This window comes from Zhihengliuella alba (genome assembly GCF_039538765.1).
Classification (GTDB): Bacteria; Actinomycetota; Actinomycetes; order Actinomycetales; family Micrococcaceae; genus Zhihengliuella; species Zhihengliuella alba.
This window is the reverse complement of the sequence record NZ_BAABCJ010000002.1, coordinates 347,638-364,037: the sequence shown is the minus strand read 5'-3', so window position 1 is coordinate 364,037 and position 16,400 is coordinate 347,638. Positions and strand designations below refer to the sequence as shown.

The following is a 16,400-nucleotide window of genomic DNA, read 5'->3' as shown; positions in this document are numbered from 1 at the left end:
CTCACCCTACTGCTCGCCCCATCCGGGCACACCCGGGTGCGTCCGCGCCCGCGGCCGCCGACACGGCGCGGGACTGGTCGGGCGCCGAGAGGAGCACCAGCTGCGCCGTCGCGCGGGTCATCGCGACGTAGCGGTCGACGGCACCCGTGAGCGAGTCCCCGAAGGCCTCGGGCTCGACCAGCACCACGAGGTCGAACTCCAGGCCCTTCGCCAGCTCCGGGGTGAGAACGGTCGCCCCGGGCACGTCGGCGATGGTCCGGGTGCCGATGATGCAGGCGGTGCCCTCCGGGTGCTCGGCCCGCCAACCCGCCACGAGGGGACGCAACTCGTCGGTGCGGCCGTGCCGGACGGCGGTGCCGGTCCGGCGGATCGAGACGGGGACGTTGGCGTCCGGCAGCGCTGCGAGGATCTCCCGGGACGCCGGTTCCATGATCTCCGCGGGCGTCCGGTAGTTGACGGACAGCCCCGCCAGCGCGACGTCGTGGAACCCCACGGCGTGGAGTCGGTCCAGCCACGACTCGGGGAACCCGGACCTCGCCTGGGCGCGGTCGCCGACGATCGTGAAGCTCTGCGAGGGGCATCGGGCGAGGAGCATCCGCCACTGCGCGTCGGTGAGCTCCTGGGCCTCGTCGACGACGATGTGCGCGAACGGCCCGGCCCACCGGTCCACGGGGCCGATCCGGTCCGATGCGGCTCCCAGGCCGGCCCTCAGGTCGTCCCCGCGCAGCATGTGCATGACGAGCAGCTCGGAGTCGTCGTGCTCGATCAGATCGGCGACCACGTCGTCCATCCGTGCCCTCTCCGCCGCTGCCTCGGCGTCCAGGCGGCGGCGACGCCGGGCCGCGCCCGCATCGCCGAGCCGTCGGCGCGCCGCGTCGAGCAGCGGGAGGTCGGAGGTGGTCCAGGGCGAGCCCGGCGGGCGCTGGAGGAGCCGGATCTCCGCGTCCGAGAGCCCCGGGGCGCAACGCTGGAGGTACGCGGGCACGCTCAGGAGGTCCGAGACCAGCTCCGCCGAGTCCAGCAGCGGCCAGGCGCGGTGCAGGGCCTCCCGCAGGCCGCGGTGGTGCTCCAGCGCCGCCCGCGCGCCGGCGGGGGCTCCGTGCTGGTCGGCGGCGATGTCCACGAGCGCCTCCCAGACCTGCTCGCGGGCCTCGTTGTGGGGAGTGCCGGGCTCCGGCGCCGCGAAGGCCTCGGCCCACTCCGCGGCACCCAGCCTGACCTCGACCTCCTCGAGCTCCAGCAGCAGACCCTCCGCCGGCGGCTCCTCGTACAGGGCCACCGCGGGCTCGATCGCTTCCAGGAGCCCGGTGCCCGCTTTCAGTGCTGCGACCGCGGGATCCGCTTCGACGGCGGCGGCCGCGCCCTCCGGCACGAGGTCCGCCAGCGTGCAGGTCAGCACCCCGTCCTCGCCCAGATCGGGCAGGACGTCCGAGACGTAGGCCAGATAGGGGCGGTGCGGGCCCACGAAGAGCACAGCGCCGCGGCCCTCCTCGAGACGCGGGTCGGCATACTTCAGATAGGCGGCGCGGTGCAGCGCGACGACGGTCTTGCCGGTTCCGGGGCCGCCGTCGACGACGAGGGCGCCGCGGGAGCCGGCGCGGATGATCGCGTCCTGGTCGGACTGGAGCGTGCCGAGGACGTCGCGCATGCGCGGGGACCGGCTCTCCCCGAGGCTCGCGATGAACGCCGACTGGTCGTCGAGCGATGCGCGGGAGGCCAGGGCCCGCTCGTCGAAGGCCTCGTCCCAGTAGTCCCGGATGCGTCCCTGCACCCAGCGGTAGCGGCGTCGACTGGACAGGCCCATCGGGTTCGCCGGGGTCGCACCGAAGAACGGCTCCGCGGCGGGTGCCCGCCAGTCGACCAGCAGGCGACGGCCGTCGGGGGCCGTGAGCCCGACGCGGCCGACGTAGACGGGCTCGGCCTCCGCCCCGGCGCCGGACGGTCCTCCCGCTCCAACGCCGGCCGGTACCATGCGGCCGATGCAGACGTCGGGGCCGAAGCGGGAGAGCACGGAGAGGCGACGGCTGAGCTCGTGGATCTCCGCGTCGCGCTCGAGTCCCTCCTGGCCGCTGCCGCCCGGGCGCCGGCGCAGTTCGGCGCGTCGCTCGGCGAGGTCGGCGGCTGCGTGGGCGAGCGCGGCACCGACGGCGGCCAGATGCCGCTCGTCGTCGGCGATGAGCTCGGCAGCGGCTTTGTCGCGGCGAGCGGACGGCAGGTCGAAGACGGATGGCTCGAACGTCATGCGGGGGCTCCAGGTGCAGGCGGGGAAGGACGGCGGGAGAGACATTCTGACCCCGGCCGGGGGTCTTGCGGCAAGGCCCCCGGTGCCGTATAGATTTGAAGTGGCGGAGGACGGCTGCGGGGCTGCTGCGGGACCGCCGATGCGTGGCGCGCCGACTAGAATGGTCCGCGTGCAGTGCCATTACTACGACGCCGGCCGCTGCCGCTCGTGCACCCTCATGGGCCAGCCCCACGCAGAGCAGATCGCCGGCAAGGACGCGCACTGCCGTCAGCTCCTGGCCCGGTACCCGGGCATCGACTGGGCGACCCCCTACGCGGGCGCCGAGGCCGGCTTCCGCAACAAGGCCAAGATGGTGGTCTCCGGCACCACGCGACGGCCCGTCGTCGGGATCCTCGACGCCGACGGCCACGGCGTGGACCTGCGCCGCTGCGGGCTCATCGGCGCGGGCCTCCAGGAGGCCCTCCGCGTGCTCTCCAACCTCGTCCGCGCAGCCCGCCTGACGCCGTACGACGTCGTCCGGCGCACCGGCGAGCTGAAGTACCTCCTGGTCACGGAGGCGCCATCGGGCGAGTTGATGGTCCGCTTCGTCCTGCGCAGCGAGGCCTTGCTCCCGGTGTTGCGCGAGCACCTGCCGGGCCTGCTGGAACGACTCCCGGGTCTGCGGGTCGCCAGCGCCAACCTCCAGCCGGAGCCCAAGGCGGTGCTCGAGGGCGAGACGGAGATCCCGCTGACCGCGCAGACCTCCCTGACCATGGAGGTCAACGGCATCGGTCTCCACCTGCGACCGCGCAGCTTCTTCCAGACCAACACCGACGTCGGGGCGGCGCTGTACCGCCAGGGCCGCGACTGGGTCGACGCGCTCGAGCCCGCGCGCGTCTGGGACCTCTACTGCGGCGTCGGCGGCTTCGCACTGCACCTCGCCGGCAGCGAGGCCGGCAGCGGGGCCGGCCGCGGCGGCGGTCGCCGTGTGACGGGCATCGAGCTGAGCGCCGAGGCCGTCGCGAGCGCCGAGCTCACCCGGGACGAGCTGGGGCTGGCCGGCGTCGACTTCGCCGCGGCCGACGCCACGGAGTTCGCCCTCGGCGCGGACCCGTCCGACATCCCGGACCTCGTCGTCGTGAACCCGCCCCGGCGCGGCATCGGCACCGACCTCGCCGGCTGGCTCGAGGGCTCGGCCGTGCAGCACGTCCTCTACTCGAGCTGCAATGCGGTCACCCTCGCCAAGGACCTCGAGCGGATGCCCTCGCTGCGGCCGGTCCGGGCACGGGTCATGGACATGTTCCCGCAGTCCAGCCACTACGAGGTCATCACGCTGCTGACCCGCGCGTAGCCGCGAGTGGCTGCTCCGGCCCCCCACTGGCGCCGCGAGGTGCGGCTCCAGCACTGTTCACCGGTCCGGACCCGTGCTCAGCCCGCATCTGGCGGAGCCAGTGGTGCTCTTCTGGCACGTCGCGGGACTCTCCCGTCCGACGGGAGGGACGATCGCGTGAGATGCTGGCCGGACAGCAGGGAACGCGCGTCGAGACGGGGGAGAGCGGCATGGGGAGAGCACCGGAACGACGTCGGGGCGCCGCGCTCGCCGCCGGTCTCGGACTGCTCGTGGTGACCGCGTACGCCGTCGTCGGGGCCTTGCAGACCCTCGTGTGGAATCCCTCGGCCGCGGTACCCGGCGCCGGTCTAGGCGAGATCTACGCCGGGGTCGAGCGGGCGGACGAGTCGATGAACGCGCCCCTCGTCGTCGCCTGGGCGGTGCTCGTCTGGATCGCGGCAGCCGCAGTCCTCTGGGGTGCGCGCAGGCCCGACTCCGGCGTCCGCCGAGCCGTGATCCTCGACCTGCTGCTGATCGCGCTCGCCGGGCCGGCGCACTGGGTCGCGTCCTTCGGGGCCGGTATGGCGGTCGCGGACACCTTCGGCACCTCAGGTGGCGACCATGCGCCCTGGGCCGCCGTGCTCTACGGGATCAGCGCGGCGGCACTGGTGGCCTTCGCCGTGGTCCGGCTGGGCCAGCGGCCCGGGGCGGCCGGAGCGAGCCCGGCGCCGTCGGCCGCGGCTAGTTGAAGACGACGGTCCGCGAGCCGTCGAGCAGCACCCGGTGCTCCGCGTGCCACTGCACGGCCTGGGCCAGAGTGCGGCCCTCCACGTCGCGGCCGATCGACACGAACTGCTCCGGCGTCCGCGCGTGGTTCACGCGGATGACCTCCTGCTCGATGATCGGGCCCTCGTCCAGGTCCGCGGTCACGTAGTGGGCGGTCGCGCCGATCAGCTTCACGCCGCGCGCATGCGCCTGGTGGTACGGCCTGGCGCCCTTGAAGGACGGCAGGAACGAGTGGTGGATGTTGATGGCGCGCCCGGAGAGCTGGCGGCAGAGGTCGTCGGAGAGGATCTGCATGTAGCGCGCCAGTACCACCAGGTCGATCCGGTGCTCGGCCACCAGCGCCAGCAGCCGCTGCTCGGCCTCGTCCTTGGTCGCTGCCGTGACCGGCAGGTGCACGAACGGCACGCCGTAGAACTCCGCGAGCGGGCGCAGGTCCTGGTGGTTGGAGACGATCAGCGGGACCTCGATCGGCAGCGTCCCGGCCCGCTGCTGGAACAGCAGGTCGTTGAGCGCGTGGCCCGCCTTGGAGCATATGATCAGCGTCCGCGCCGGCCGGGCCGAGTCGAAGACGTCCAGCTCCATCTCGAACGCGTCGGCCACGGGCGCCAGGGCGGCCTCCACCGCGGCCTGCCCCGCCGTCGTCGTCACCTGCACGCGCATGAAGAACGTGCCGGTCTCCGGGGATCCGTACTGCTGCGACTCGGCGATATTGCAGCCGGTCTCCATCAGCGCGCCCGAGACCGCGTGGACGATGCCCGGGCGGTCGGCGCAGGAGAGGGTGACGATGTACTGGTGGGGGTTCGGGTTCGAGCTCACCGCACTAGGTTAGCCCGCACGGGGGCACCGCTCCGAAGGCTCCGCGGCCGTGCACGGCGCGCCCGCGGAGTATGACGCAGGCGCACGTCCGGGGCGAGACGGCGGCGGGTGCCGTTCGGTAGAGTTGGGACGTCGCGACTGGCGTGAGGTGGAGCACCACCGGGGAGCGGCATTCTTTCTTGACCGTGGACCGCGCGCCTGGGCCCAGGGTTGGTAGGGGGATCGGCGTCGATCCCTGTCTGACCTCCACAGCCGCACCTACTTGCCCGATTCCGAATCACCTAGGAGCACAGATTGAGCACTGACTCGACCGTGACCAACCGCCCGCTGGCCGAACTCGACCCGGAGATCGCCGAGGTCCTGGAGAAGGAGCTGGGCCGCCAGCGCGACACCCTCGAGATGATCGCCTCGGAGAACTTCGCCCCGCGCGCCGTCCTCGAGGCCCAGGGCTCGGTCCTGACGAACAAGTACGCCGAGGGCTACCCGGGCCGCCGGTACTACGGCGGCTGCGAGCACGTCGACGTCGCCGAGAATCTCGCCCGGGACCGGGCCAAGGAGCTGTTCGGCGCCAAGTACGCCAACGTCCAGCCGCACTCGGGTGCATCCGCCAACGCAGCCGTCCTCGCGGCCCTGATCAACCCGGGCGACAAGATCCTCGGCCTCTCGCTGGCCCACGGCGGCCACCTGACCCACGGCATGAAGCTCAACTTCTCCGGCAAGCTCTACGAGGTCGCCGCCTACGAGGTGGACCCGGAGACCTTCACGGTGGACATGGACAAGCTGCGCGAGCAGGCCATCGCCGAGAAGCCGGACGTCATCATCGCCGGCTGGTCCGCGTACCCCCGCCAGCTGGACTTCGCGAAGTTCCGTGCCATCGCCGACGAGGTCGGCGCCAAGCTCTGGGTCGACATGGCGCACTTCGCGGGCCTCGTCGCCGCCGGCCTGCACCCGAACCCGGTCGAGCACGCCGACGTCGTCTCCTCCACGGTGCACAAGACGCTCGCCGGGCCACGCTCCGGCCTGATCCTGACCAACGACCTCGAGCTCTACAAGAAGATCAACACCAACGTCTTCCCGGGCCAGCAGGGCGGGCCGCTGATGCACGCTGTCGCCGCGAAGGCCGTGGCCTTCAAGATCGCCGCCTCGGAGGAGTTCGCCGAGCGTCAGGCCCGCACCCTCGAGGGTGCCCGGATCCTGGCCGAGCGACTGACCCAGGACGACGTCGCCGCGGCCGGCGTCTCCGTCCTGACGGGCGGCACCGACGTGCACCTGGCGCTGGTGGACCTGCGCAACTCCGAGCTGGACGGCCAGCAGGCCGAGGACCTGCTCCACGAGATCGGCATCACCGTGAACCGCAACGCTGTGCCATTCGACCCGCGCCCGCCGATGGTGACCTCCGGTCTGCGCATCGGCACACCGGCCCTCGCCACCCGTGGCTTCGGTGCCGAGCAGTTCTCCGAGGTCGCCGACATCATCGCCACCGCGCTCATCGAGGGGCAGGCCACGGACAAGGGCGCCCTGAAGGCCCGCGTCGACGCGCTGGCGACCGCGTTCCCGCTCTACCCGGGGCACGAGGAATGGTAAGCGGGGCCGGCGCGATGACCGCACAGACCCTCGACGGCAAGGCGACTGCGGCCGCCATCAAGGCCGAGCTGACCGAGCGGGTCGCCGCGCTCAAGGCCAAGGGCGTGACGCCCGGGATCGCCACCGTGCTCGTCGGCGCCGATCCGGGCTCGCAGCTGTATGTGGGGATGAAGCACAAGCAGTCCCAGGCGATCGGGATGAACTCGATCCAGCACGAGCTGCCGGCCGACTCCACCCAGGAGCAGGTCGAGGCGCTGATCGACCAGCTCAACGCGGATCCCGAGTGCCACGGGTACATCGTGCAGCTGCCGCTGCCGAAGCACCTGGACACGGACCGGATCCTCGAGCGGATCGACCCCGCGAAGGACGCCGACGGCCTGCACCCGATCAACCTCGGTCGTTTGGTCCTGAACGTGAACGGGCCCATCGAGACGCCCCTGCCGTGCACCCCGCGCGGTGTGATCGAGCTGCTGCTGCGCCACGACTACGAGCTGAAGGGCAAGCACGTCGTCGTCGTCGGCCGCGGCGTCACCATCGGCCGCTCGATGGGCCTGCTGCTCACGCGCCGCCAGATCAACGCGACCGTCACGCTCACGCACACCGGCACCGAGGACATGGGCTACCACCTGCGCCAGGCAGACGTCATCGTCGCCGCGGCGGGCGTGAAGCACCTGGTCCGCGCGGAGGACGTGAAGCCCGGAGCGGCTGTGCTCGACGTGGGTGTGACCCGCGAGGAGGACCCGGAGACCGGCAAGCAGAAGGTCTACGGCGACGTCCACCCGGACGTGGCCGAGGTCGCCGGATTCCTCTCGCCCAACCCGGGCGGTGTCGGCCCCATGACGGTCGCGCTGCTCATGACGAACGTGGTCGAGGCGGCCGAGCGCCAGGCCGGACTGGCTACCCAGGACGGCTGACGGCAGGAGCCGGACTCCGCAGTACGACGACGTCCCCGCACCCACGCTGGTGGGTGCGGGGACGTCGTCGTTCCGGGTGCGCTACCGCCGGCGGCTCCCGCCCCACGGACGCTGGCCCGGAGAGCCGTGCCAGCGGACACGGGTCGGCGGGCACGGGTCGGCGGGCACAGGTCGGCGGGCGCCGATCAGCGGGCAGCGGTCAGGTGGGCCAGTCAGGGGGCGGGGGCAGCCTCGGCCTGCGTCTCGGGCAGCGGCTTCGACACGCTGCGCACGATCAGCACGAAGGCGACCAGCGCCACCGCGACGACGACCAGTCCCACCGCGGTGCTGCTCGTGATCGCGAGAGCGACATAGCCCAGTGTCGCGCAGGCCACGGAGCTGAGGACGTAGGGCAGCTGCGTGAGGACGTGCGTGATGACGTTGCAGCTGGACCCGGTCGCGGAGAGGATCGTGGTGTCCGAGATGGGGGATGCGTGGTCGCCGGCGACGGAGCCGGCGAGGACGGCCCCGAGGACCGGCAGCAGCAGCGTCGGCTCGTCCATGCCGTTGACGATGCCGCCCGCGATCGGCAGGAGCAGTCCGAACGATCCCCACGACGTGCCGGTGGCGAAGGCCATGCCGGCCGCGGTGAGGAAGACGACCGGCGCCAGCCAGCCCACGGAGATGTCCGCGGCCTCGACGAGCTGTCCCAGGTAGTCGCCGGTTCCGAGCTGACCGAAGAGATCGCCCAGCATCCACGCCGGCAGGAGGATGCCGATCGCCGGGAGCATCGATTTGGCGCCCTCGGTCCAGCCGCGGCCGAAGGTCGAGGCCGTGAAGTCCCGGTGGCCGCGCGTGTTCCTCACGTAGTAGTACACGGCGGAGGCGAGGCCGACGACGCCGCCGATGACGAGGGCCGCGCTGGCGTCGGTCGAGGCGAGGATGTCGATCGGGTCCCAGGACCCGGTGGCGGTGTGCCCGGTCCAGACGATCCCCGAGAGGACGCCGACCACGAGCAGGACGAACGGGACGATGAGCGCCCGGCGCGTTCCCGGGTCCTGCACCGGCAGATCGTCCGAGAGCTGGCCGGGGACGGTCTCCTCCGGGTTGAAGGGATGGCCGTCGACGAGCGCGCGGCGCTCCTCCCTCCGCATGGCACCGAGGTCGATCCGGAAGATGATCACGAGCCAGACCAGCAGCACGGCCGCGATGGCGTAGTAGTTCGCCACCGCAGCGCCGAGGAACGCCTGGACGCCGCTGACCGACACGGCCGAGGCGGCGACGATCGGCGCCAGGAGGCCCATGATGTAGGCGCCCCAGCTGGAGAACGGCGAGAGCACCGAGACGGGCGCCGAGGTCGAGTCGACGATGTAGGCCAGCTTCGCGCGCGAGACCCGGTGCTGGTCCGTGACGGGCCGCGAGATCTGGCCGACGGCCAGGGCGTTGAAGTAGTCGTCGATGAAGATGACGATGCCGAGCACGGCGGGCAGGATCATCGATCCGGGGCGGCGGCGGATCCGCCGCAGCGCCCAGGCGGCGAACGCCGTCGTTCCGCCGGACATGAGGATGAAGGCCGCGAGGACGCCCAGCAGCAGCAGGAACGCCAGGATGAAGACGGACCAGGTGTTGAGCTCGCCGTCGGCCCAGAAGATCGCCGCGAAGGACTGCCACACCGCCACCAGCGCGGCGACCGGGTCGAGGTCGTGGATCAGCAGCGCCGCCGACAGGACGCCCGCGCCCAGACTGATCAGGACGCGCTTGGTGAGGATGACCAGGGCCAGCGCCAGCACCGGCGGAACCAGGGTGAGGAGCGGGTACGACGTCGTCAGGTCGGTCATGGGGCCCTTCTACAGAATTCGTCGTCGGCGGGAGAGTACCTCACCTCGGCAGACGACGTTAGCAGAGCCGGGCCCCCGGACCCCGGACTTGCCGCGTCGGTCCGCGCGAGCAGCTCCGGCCGATGCACGGCGCTCAGGCCGGGGCCGACCGCGGGCGGTGCAGGTGCCCGGAGACCGGTCGGCCGAGGGCCAGGACCACCCAGTACGCATTCACGGGCACCGCCACGAGATCGAGGATGAGCGTGAGGCTCCCCAGCCCGTCCGTCGCGGGGGCGGCCGGCACGCTGAGCAATCCCTGGGCGGTCAGGATGATCGACGCGATGGCGCAGACGAGGCCGAGGGTACGGGCCCAGTTCCGCCGTCGGAAGAGACCGATGACGACCGCGACGTACACAGCGAGGACCACCAACAGGCCCGTGACGGCACCAGCGATGGCCATCGCCTGGACGTCCGGGGCGGGGGCGAGGGCCGTGAAGGGATCGGCCCCGGTCATGACCAGCCCCGTGTACACGGTCGCCGGGAGCCCGATGAGGTGCGAGGCGGCGTAGAGCGCTCCGGACAGGATCGCGATGCGCTTCAGGAGAACGAACTGGTGGGGCTCGGCCGTCGCGCCGTCCCCGGGCCCCTCCCGGACAGCAGAGCCTGCGGACTGCTCGGACTGCTCGGCCGGCTCGGACTGCTCGGCCACCTCAGCCTGCTCAGCCTGCTCGGCCTGCCCGGGTTGCGGGGGCATGGAGGTCTCGTGGGCTTCGGCCATGGTGCGGTTCCTTCCGATCGGGTGGTCGTGGTCTCGATCCTCCCGTCGGCCCCGGGCCGTCTCAACTGGTCCCGGGGATCTGTGGATAGAGCCTGGGCTCCCGCCGACGGTGTCGACGGGAGCCCAGGCTCCGTGCTTTATTCTCGGTCCGCTGCGCCCGCCCGAGAGACCCGGGGCGGTCCTCCCGGGCGGGGCGGCTCCCACCGGCCGGCTGAACCGGCCAGGATCAGAAGGCGGCCAGGATCAGAAGGCGGCCGGGATCAGAAGGCGGCCGGGCGCGGCTTGCGCAGGTATTCGGCGACGCGCGGGTTGAACGCCAGGACCAGCCAGTAGATGTTCACGATCAGGGTGATCACCCCGAGCACGATGGAGAGTACGCCGACGCCGCCCATGGCCATCACCGCTCCGGAGTTGAACAGGCTCCACACGCCGCCCAGGACGGACAGGATGGCGAAGACGATGCCGAGGATGCGCGCCCAGTTCTGGCGCTTGTAGAGCCCGATGATGACGAGCGCGTAGAGCGCCAGGCCGACGACGGCGGTGGCGACCGTGGTGCCGATGGCCATGTTCTGCGCCATCTGGAGCATCGACTCGTCGACCGGGGCGCCGGTGGCCTCCATCTGCTCGCGCAGCATGGCGGTGTCGGTGGCGGCCGGCAGGCCGGCGATGAACGAGATGACGAAGAGGACCGCCGAGGCGATCGTGACCTTCTTCAGCAGGCCGAACTGCTTCGGCTCCGCGGCCGTTCCGCCGTACTGGTTCGGGTCGTAGGCGTCGGTGCCGAACTTGGAGCCCGGCTGCTGGCCCGGCTGCCCGCCGGCGCTCTGACCGTAGGGGTTCTGCGCCGGCTGGTCGGGGCGGTTCGGCTGGCCGGGCTGCCCGGCGGGGTTCGGGGACTGGGGATCGTGGGTCATGTCTCTACTTCCTCACAGATGGGACTGACAGGGTCTCTACTCGTAGCGTAGGGCTTCGATGGGGTCCTTCCGGGCGGCGCGCAGGGCCGGCAGGGTTCCGGCGATGAAGGCGATCGCCAGAATCAGCAGGGCGATCAGCAGCAGGCCCACGGGGTCCACGGCGTAGAGCGTCAGGCCGGCGACGTCCTGCAGGGGGCCGGAGACCAGGAGCTGATTGCCCACCACGCCGGTCGCGACGCCGAGCCCGATCCCGATCACTGAACCCATGAGGCCGATCATGACGGCCTCGGAGGAGAAGAGGCCGAAGACCCGGCCGCCGCTCATCCCGAGGGCCTTCATCAGTCCGATCTCGCGGGTGCGCTCCTGCACGGACATCAGCAGCGTGTTGACGATGCCGAAGCTGGCCGCCAGCAGCGCGATCAGCGCGAACCCGTTCAGCACCCAGGTGACGGCGTTGATGACGCCCTGGATGGCCCCGAGCTGGTCCTCGAGCGTCAGGCCGATCATCTGGTGCTCGGTGAGCTCCTGCTTGATCCGCTGGCCGCTCTCCTCGAGGTTCTCGACCTGGGCGACGGCCTGGATGTAGCTCTCCGGGCGGTCCACGGCCAGGCCGGAGTTCTGGTACTCGTACAGGTCGTCGTTCAGCGCCTGCGACGGCATGGGTGAGCCGCCCGCGCCGCTGACGGCCTGCAGGGAGACGCCGCTGACGGTGGCGCCGAAGTCGTCCATCTCGCCGACGGCGTTGGCGATCCCGACGCCGACCTCCATCCCGACGGCGTCCTCCGCCGTCTCCGCGCCGAGCGCCTCGAGCCACGACTCGGGCACGGTGATCTCGGCGCTGTCCGGGTCGGGCAGCTCGCCCGCGGCGAGTTCGACGGCGGCCGCCTCCGACGGCATCCCCAGGGAGTCGACGGCGTACTGCTCGCCGCCGGGCGCCTCCAGGTAGCTGGCGTTGACGAAGACCACCGGCTCGACGGACGAGACCCCCTCGATCGAGGCGATCGTCTCGATGTCCTCGTCCGTGAGCGTGCTCGCGCCCATCATGGAGGATCCGGCGGCCGCGTCCGGGTCGTACTCGACCGGCCCGTCGCCCGTGGGCATGCCCGCGGCCGGGGAGGCCGACATGACGTAGAGCTGGTTCGAGTCGCCGAAGCCGGAGACCATCTTGGTCACGTACTGGTTGATGCCCGCGCCCAGGCCGGAGGTCAGGGTGAGCGTGAACGCGCCGATCACGATCGCGACGACCGTCAGGAACGTGCGCAGCTTGGAGCGCAGGGTATTGGAGAGGGCGGTGCCCGCGACGTCGACGATCCTCATGCGTGCCCGCCCTCCCCGCGGCGGTCGGCGCGGCCAGCGGCGGCTTCGCTCTCCAAACGCCGGCGTTCCCGCCGGGACAGGGGCGGAGGCGCGGGGGCCTCGGGCTCGGCGGGCGGCGGCACGGCGGCGTGCCGTCCGGTCGCGGGGGACGACGGCGTGTGGCGGCCCGGGTACAGGCCCGTCGCCGTCGCCGTCGCCGTCTCCGTCACTGACGCTGATGCCGCCGCGGTCTCCGGTGCCGCGTCGTCGCCGATGATGCGCCCGTCCTGCATGCTCAGGCGGCGCTGGCAGCGGGCGGCGAGGTCGTCGTCGTGCGTCACGATCACCAGCGTGATCCCGCGCTCCCGGTGGAGCCCGAAGAGGATGTCCTCCACGACCCGGCTGGTCGCGGAGTCGAGGTTGCCCGTGGGCTCGTCGGCGAAGATCACGCTGGGGTCGTTGATCAGGGCGCGGGCGATGCAGACGCGCTGCTTCTGGCCGCCGGAGAGGTCGTTGGCCTTGTTTCCCGCCTTGGAGTCCATCTCGAGTTGGCGCAGGACCTCGAGTCCGCGCCGGCGGCGCTCCGCGCGCGGCACGCCGGCGATCTTCAGTGGCAGGGTCACGTTCTCGAGGACGGTCTGCTGCGCGTTCAGGAAGAACTGCTGGAAGACGAACCCGAAGGCCTCGTTGCGCAGATCGGAGACGGCCGCCGGCTTCAGCTGGGTCACCGGGCGGCCGTCGAGCGCCACCACACCGGCGGTCGGCGCGTCGAGCAGGGCCAGCAGATGCATCAGAGTCGACTTCCCCGACCCCGACTTCCCGACGATCGCGACGGACTCGCCGCGGTGGATCTCGAAGGTGAGCCCCTTCAGGGCATCGAAGCGGGAGGGACCCCGGCCGTAGATCTTGACGAGGTTCTCCGTCTCCAGGACGGGCGTAGACATCGATCGTGCCCTTTCAGCGTGGGTGCCAGCGGGGCAGGTGAGGGGCACGGACCGTGGCGGCGCCGTCCCCGCCAACGGCCCTCTGCGCCGAGTCTTTCAAACGGTTCGGCATACGGCGTCCACCTTGAGGAGGATCTTCCGCGGCCGGAACGGCCGGACCCTCGCCGTCGGACCGGGCGCGTGGCACCATGCAGACCATGGGCAACCACACCGACCTGCTGGAACTGGCCGCCCGGCACGGGCTCGAGCTGCGTCCGGAGGGCCTCCGCCTCGACGAGGCGGGACTCGACTACCGCGTGGCGTTCGCCGCCGACGCCGACGGGCAGCGCTGGGTCCTCCGCGTGCCCCGGCGGCCGGACGTCTCGGCCAAGGTCGCCGACGAGAAGCGCATCCTCGACTTCCTCGCCCCGCCGGGTGGTCCGGCGCGGCTGAGCGTGCAGATCCCGCGCTGGGAGATCGCCACCCCGGAGCTCGTCGCCTACCGGCTGCTGCCGGGCGCGCCCGGCCTGACCCTCGATGCCGGGAACGGCGAGCCCGTCCTCCATTTCGACCCGTCCAGTCCGGCGTACCTCGAGTCGTTCGGTCGGCTCGTCGCCGAGCTCCACGCGGTCAGCCCGGAGGAGGCGGGCGCCGCCGGCCTGGTGGTGGAGACCGCCGAGGGGATCCGCGACGGCTGGCGCCGCCACCTGGAGGAGGTGCGGGCGGAGTTCCGCGTCGCACCTGCGCTCGTCGACGCCTGGACCGCCTGGCTGGAGGACGACGCCTTCTGGCCCGAGGCGCCGGCCTTCGGGCACGGGGAGCTCTACCCGGCCCACCTGCTGCTGGACGACGACGGACGGATCGTCTCCGTCCTCGACTGGACCACCGCGAAGGTCGGGGACCCGGCGCTGGACTTCGCCCTCCACGCCATGATGGCCACCGAGGACCAGTTCGACGCCGTCGTGGACGCCTACCGGGCCGCGGGCGGGGTCGAGCACCCGCACCTCGCCGACCGGTGCCATGCCCTGGCCGCGGCCGGGCCGCTGAACTACGGCGTCTTCGCGCTGGTCTCCGGTGCGGAGGAGCACCGCGCCACGGCCCAGGAGCTCCTCGACCCGCCGGCGCGGTAGCCGGGTGGGCCGAAGCGCGGGTCCGCCCCGGGCCAGTCGGCCAACGCTGCGCTGATTGGCTTGTATCAATCAGTCCGACGGCGTACGCTCACGATGTGCTTCAGAACACTCCCGGGGATGCGTCCGGGCCCCATCCGTCGACCGCGCAGGACGTCCGGCCGACCGTGATCCGCGCCCACGGGCTGACCAAGCGCTACGGCGAGTTCACCGCCGTCGACGGGATCTCCTTCGAGGTCCCGGCCGGGGAGTCGTTCGGGCTGCTCGGCCCCAACGGCGCCGGCAAGTCCACCACCATGCGGATGATCGGCGGCGTCTCCCAGCGCACGTCCGGCGAGCTGCGGATCATGGGTCTGGACCCCGAGGTCCAGGGGCCGCTGGTCCGGGCGCACCTCGGCGTGGTGCCGCAGCAGGACAACCTGGACGAGGAGCTGCGGGTCCGGGACAACCTGATCGTCTACGGCCGCTACTTCGGCCTCGACCGCAAGTACCTCCGGGCCAAGGCGGACCAGCTCCTCGAGTTCGCCCAGCTGAGCGACAAGGCCGACGCCCGCGTCGACGATCTCTCCGGCGGCATGAAGCGCCGCCTCACCATCGCCCGCTCGCTCGTGAACGAGCCCCGGATGCTCCTGCTGGACGAGCCCACCACGGGCCTGGACCCGCAGGCGCGCCATGTCCTCTGGGACCGGCTCTTCCGCCTCAAGGAGCAGGGTGTCACCCTCATCCTCACCACGCACTACATGGACGAGGCCGAGCAGCTCTGCGACCGGCTGATCGTGGTGGACCAGGGGCGGATCATGGCCGAGGGCTCGCCCGCGGAACTGATCCGGCGGTACTCCACCCGGGAGGTGCTCGAGGTGCGCTTCGGCACCGACCGCAACGCCGCCGTCGTACCCCGGCTCGCCGGCATCGGCGAGCGGCACGAGGTGCTGCCGGACCGGATCCTCGTCTATGCGCACGACGGCGAGGCCGCCCTCGAGGCGATCACCGAGCGCGGGCTGCACCCGATCACGTCGCTGGTGCGCCGGTCCTCGCTCGAGGACGTCTTCCTGAACCTCACGGGCCGGAGCCTCGTCGAATGACGGGCGACGCCGCCCTGCGCGCGCACCCGCCGGAGGTCTCCGCGGCCAGGGCGCAGCGCCTCGGCGTCTGGCTGTACGCCGAGCACGAGCTGCGGGCGATGCGCAGTTACCTCTCGGTCATCGTCGCCTACTCGATCGGGCACCCACTGCTCTACCTCGTGGCCATGGGCATCGGCCTGGCCTCCCTCGTCGATGCGAACGGCGGCGGGGACTTCGGCGGCGTCGACTACCTCACGTTCATCGTCCCCGCCCTGCTGGCCTCGGGCGCGTTCCTGGCGGCCTCGGGCGAATTCGCCTGGCCCGTCATGGACGGCTTCAAGTGGCACCGGCTCTACTACGGGCCGCTCGTGACCCCCTTGCAACCGTGGCAGATCGCGGCCGGCCACACGCTGGCGGTGAGCATCCGCCTCCTCTCGCAGTCCCTGGTGTACTACCTGATCGTGGCCGCCTTCGGGGCCGTGCCCAGCGGTTTCGGCATCCTGAGCGTGCTGACGGCCACGCTGGCCGGGCTGGCCCTGGGCACACCGCTCATGGCGTACGCGGCGACGATCAAGGAGGAGAAGGCCCAGTTCGTGATGATCCAGCGCTTCCTGGTGATGCCGCTCATGCTCTTCTCGGGCACGTTCTTCCCGCTGACCAATCTGCCGCTCTTCCTCCAGTGGATCGGCTGGCTGTCGCCGCTCTGGCATGCAACCGAGATCGGCCGCGTCGCCTCGTACGGCTACGCCGAGCCGCTGTGGCTCTCCGTCGTCCACGTCCTCTACCTCGCCGGGCTGGCCGCCGGAGGGCTCGCGCTGTCCTTCCGGACCTACCGTCGACGGCTGGTGACCTGA

The 16,400-nt window shown here is 71.8% G+C and carries 14 protein-coding genes and 1 riboswitch; of the genes, 7 read left to right on the top strand and 7 right to left on the bottom strand.

The genetic code is table 11. The features are described 5' to 3' along the window. Position 1: 1 nt before the first annotated feature. Entirely contained in the window at positions 2 to 2,242 is a 2,241-nt protein-coding gene (gene helR / locus ABD784_RS07375; protein ID WP_344882208.1) for an RNA polymerase recycling motor ATPase HelR, read from the bottom strand. Between the two features lie 169 nt (positions 2,243 to 2,411). Between helR and rlmC the strand changes: the two genes are divergently transcribed. Next, positions 2,412 to 3,572 carry a 23S rRNA (uracil(747)-C(5))-methyltransferase RlmC gene (rlmC, locus tag ABD784_RS07370; protein ID WP_344882205.1) on the top strand — a complete coding sequence of 387 codons (1,161 nt, stop codon included), beginning with the start codon at positions 2,412 to 2,414 and terminating at the stop codon, positions 3,570 to 3,572. Positions 3,573 to 3,781: 209 nt separating this feature from the next. Beyond that, complete coding sequence (locus ABD784_RS07365) at positions 3,782 to 4,300, top strand: hypothetical protein (RefSeq protein WP_344882202.1); 519 nt, start codon at positions 3,782 to 3,784, stop codon at positions 4,298 to 4,300. On the opposite strand, the gene purU is transcribed toward ABD784_RS07365, so the two are convergent. Further along, positions 4,293 to 5,153, bottom strand: coding sequence for a formyltetrahydrofolate deformylase (purU, locus tag ABD784_RS07360; RefSeq protein WP_344882199.1), 861 nt, complete (start codon positions 5,151 to 5,153; stop codon positions 4,293 to 4,295). The genes ABD784_RS07365 and purU overlap by 8 nt on opposite strands. Before the next feature lie 124 nt (positions 5,154 to 5,277). Continuing rightward, positions 5,278 to 5,364, top strand: a riboswitch (ZMP/ZTP riboswitch). Between the two features lie 83 nt (positions 5,365 to 5,447). Between purU and glyA the strand changes: the two genes are divergently transcribed. Both glyA and ABD784_RS07350 read left to right on the top strand, forming a co-directional pair. Next, positions 5,448 to 6,737, top strand: a complete 1,290-nt coding sequence (gene glyA / locus ABD784_RS07355) for a serine hydroxymethyltransferase (protein ID WP_344882196.1) — start codon at positions 5,448 to 5,450, stop codon at positions 6,735 to 6,737. Positions 6,738 to 6,751: 14 nt separating this feature from the next. Then, positions 6,752 to 7,651 (top strand): bifunctional methylenetetrahydrofolate dehydrogenase/methenyltetrahydrofolate cyclohydrolase, encoded by a 900-nt coding sequence (locus ABD784_RS07350; RefSeq protein ID WP_344882193.1) that lies wholly within the window; start codon positions 6,752 to 6,754, stop codon positions 7,649 to 7,651. Positions 7,652 to 7,863: 212 nt separating this feature from the next. On the opposite strand, the gene ABD784_RS07345 is transcribed toward ABD784_RS07350, so the two are convergent. From ABD784_RS07345 to ABD784_RS07325, 5 genes are all read right to left on the bottom strand, one after another. Continuing rightward, positions 7,864 to 9,468, bottom strand: coding sequence for a Na+/H+ antiporter NhaC family protein (locus tag ABD784_RS07345; protein ID WP_344882190.1), 1,605 nt, complete (start codon positions 9,466 to 9,468; stop codon positions 7,864 to 7,866). Between the two features lie 133 nt (positions 9,469 to 9,601). Then, positions 9,602 to 10,225 carry a hypothetical protein gene (locus ABD784_RS07340; protein WP_344882187.1) on the bottom strand — a complete coding sequence of 208 codons (624 nt, stop codon included), beginning with the start codon at positions 10,223 to 10,225 and terminating at the stop codon, positions 9,602 to 9,604. 260 nt (positions 10,226 to 10,485) lie between these two features. After that, positions 10,486 to 11,139, bottom strand: coding sequence for a hypothetical protein (locus tag ABD784_RS07335; protein WP_344882184.1), 654 nt, complete (start codon positions 11,137 to 11,139; stop codon positions 10,486 to 10,488). Between the two features lie 36 nt (positions 11,140 to 11,175). Next, on the bottom strand, positions 11,176 to 12,456 hold the full coding sequence (locus ABD784_RS07330) for an ABC transporter permease (protein WP_344882181.1): 1,281 nt from the start codon (positions 12,454 to 12,456) through the stop codon (positions 11,176 to 11,178). Then, positions 12,453 to 13,379, bottom strand: coding sequence for an ABC transporter ATP-binding protein (locus ABD784_RS07325; protein WP_344882178.1), 927 nt, complete (start codon positions 13,377 to 13,379; stop codon positions 12,453 to 12,455). The genes ABD784_RS07330 and ABD784_RS07325 overlap by 4 nt, the downstream gene beginning before the upstream one ends. A 197-nt stretch (positions 13,380 to 13,576) precedes the next feature. Here ABD784_RS07325 and ABD784_RS07320 point away from each other — a divergent pair, with 197 nt between their 5' ends. The 3 genes from ABD784_RS07320 (at position 13,577) to ABD784_RS07310 (ending at position 16,400) form a co-directional block, all read left to right on the top strand. Next, a complete protein-coding gene (locus ABD784_RS07320) occupies positions 13,577 to 14,488 on the top strand; it encodes a macrolide 2'-phosphotransferase (protein ID WP_344882175.1) in 912 nt (303 codons plus the stop codon). A gap of 164 nt (positions 14,489 to 14,652) precedes the next feature. After that, on the top strand, positions 14,653 to 15,567 hold the full coding sequence (locus ABD784_RS07315) for an ABC transporter ATP-binding protein (RefSeq protein WP_344883469.1): 915 nt from the start codon (positions 14,653 to 14,655) through the stop codon (positions 15,565 to 15,567). Next, a complete protein-coding gene (locus ABD784_RS07310; RefSeq protein WP_344882172.1) occupies positions 15,564 to 16,400 on the top strand; it encodes an ABC transporter permease in 837 nt (278 codons plus the stop codon). The genes ABD784_RS07315 and ABD784_RS07310 overlap by 4 nt, the downstream gene beginning before the upstream one ends.

Bases quoted from the DNA above. Each gene is read 5' to 3' on its own strand.
- ABD784_RS07310 (WP_344882172.1), top strand. From the start codon at position 15,564: ATGACGGGCGACGCCGCCCTGCGCGCGCACCCGCCGGAGGTCTCCGCG.
- ABD784_RS07340 (WP_344882187.1), bottom strand. From the start codon at position 10,225: ATGGCCGAAGCCCACGAGACCTCCATGCCCCCGCAACCCGGGCAGGCC.
- ABD784_RS07320 (WP_344882175.1), top strand. From the start codon at position 13,577: ATGGGCAACCACACCGACCTGCTGGAACTGGCCGCCCGGCACGGGCTC.
- ABD784_RS07365 (WP_344882202.1), top strand. From the start codon at position 3,782: ATGGGGAGAGCACCGGAACGACGTCGGGGCGCCGCGCTCGCCGCCGGT.
- helR (WP_344882208.1), bottom strand. From the start codon at position 2,242: ATGACGTTCGAGCCATCCGTCTTCGACCTGCCGTCCGCTCGCCGCGAC.
- ABD784_RS07330 (WP_344882181.1), bottom strand. From the start codon at position 12,456: ATGAGGATCGTCGACGTCGCGGGCACCGCCCTCTCCAATACCCTGCGC.
- ABD784_RS07325 (WP_344882178.1), bottom strand. From the start codon at position 13,379: ATGTCTACGCCCGTCCTGGAGACGGAGAACCTCGTCAAGATCTACGGC.
- ABD784_RS07345 (WP_344882190.1), bottom strand. From the start codon at position 9,468: ATGACCGACCTGACGACGTCGTACCCGCTCCTCACCCTGGTTCCGCCG.
- ABD784_RS07335 (WP_344882184.1), bottom strand. From the start codon at position 11,139: ATGACCCACGATCCCCAGTCCCCGAACCCCGCCGGGCAGCCCGGCCAG.
- ABD784_RS07350 (WP_344882193.1), top strand. From the start codon at position 6,752: ATGACCGCACAGACCCTCGACGGCAAGGCGACTGCGGCCGCCATCAAG.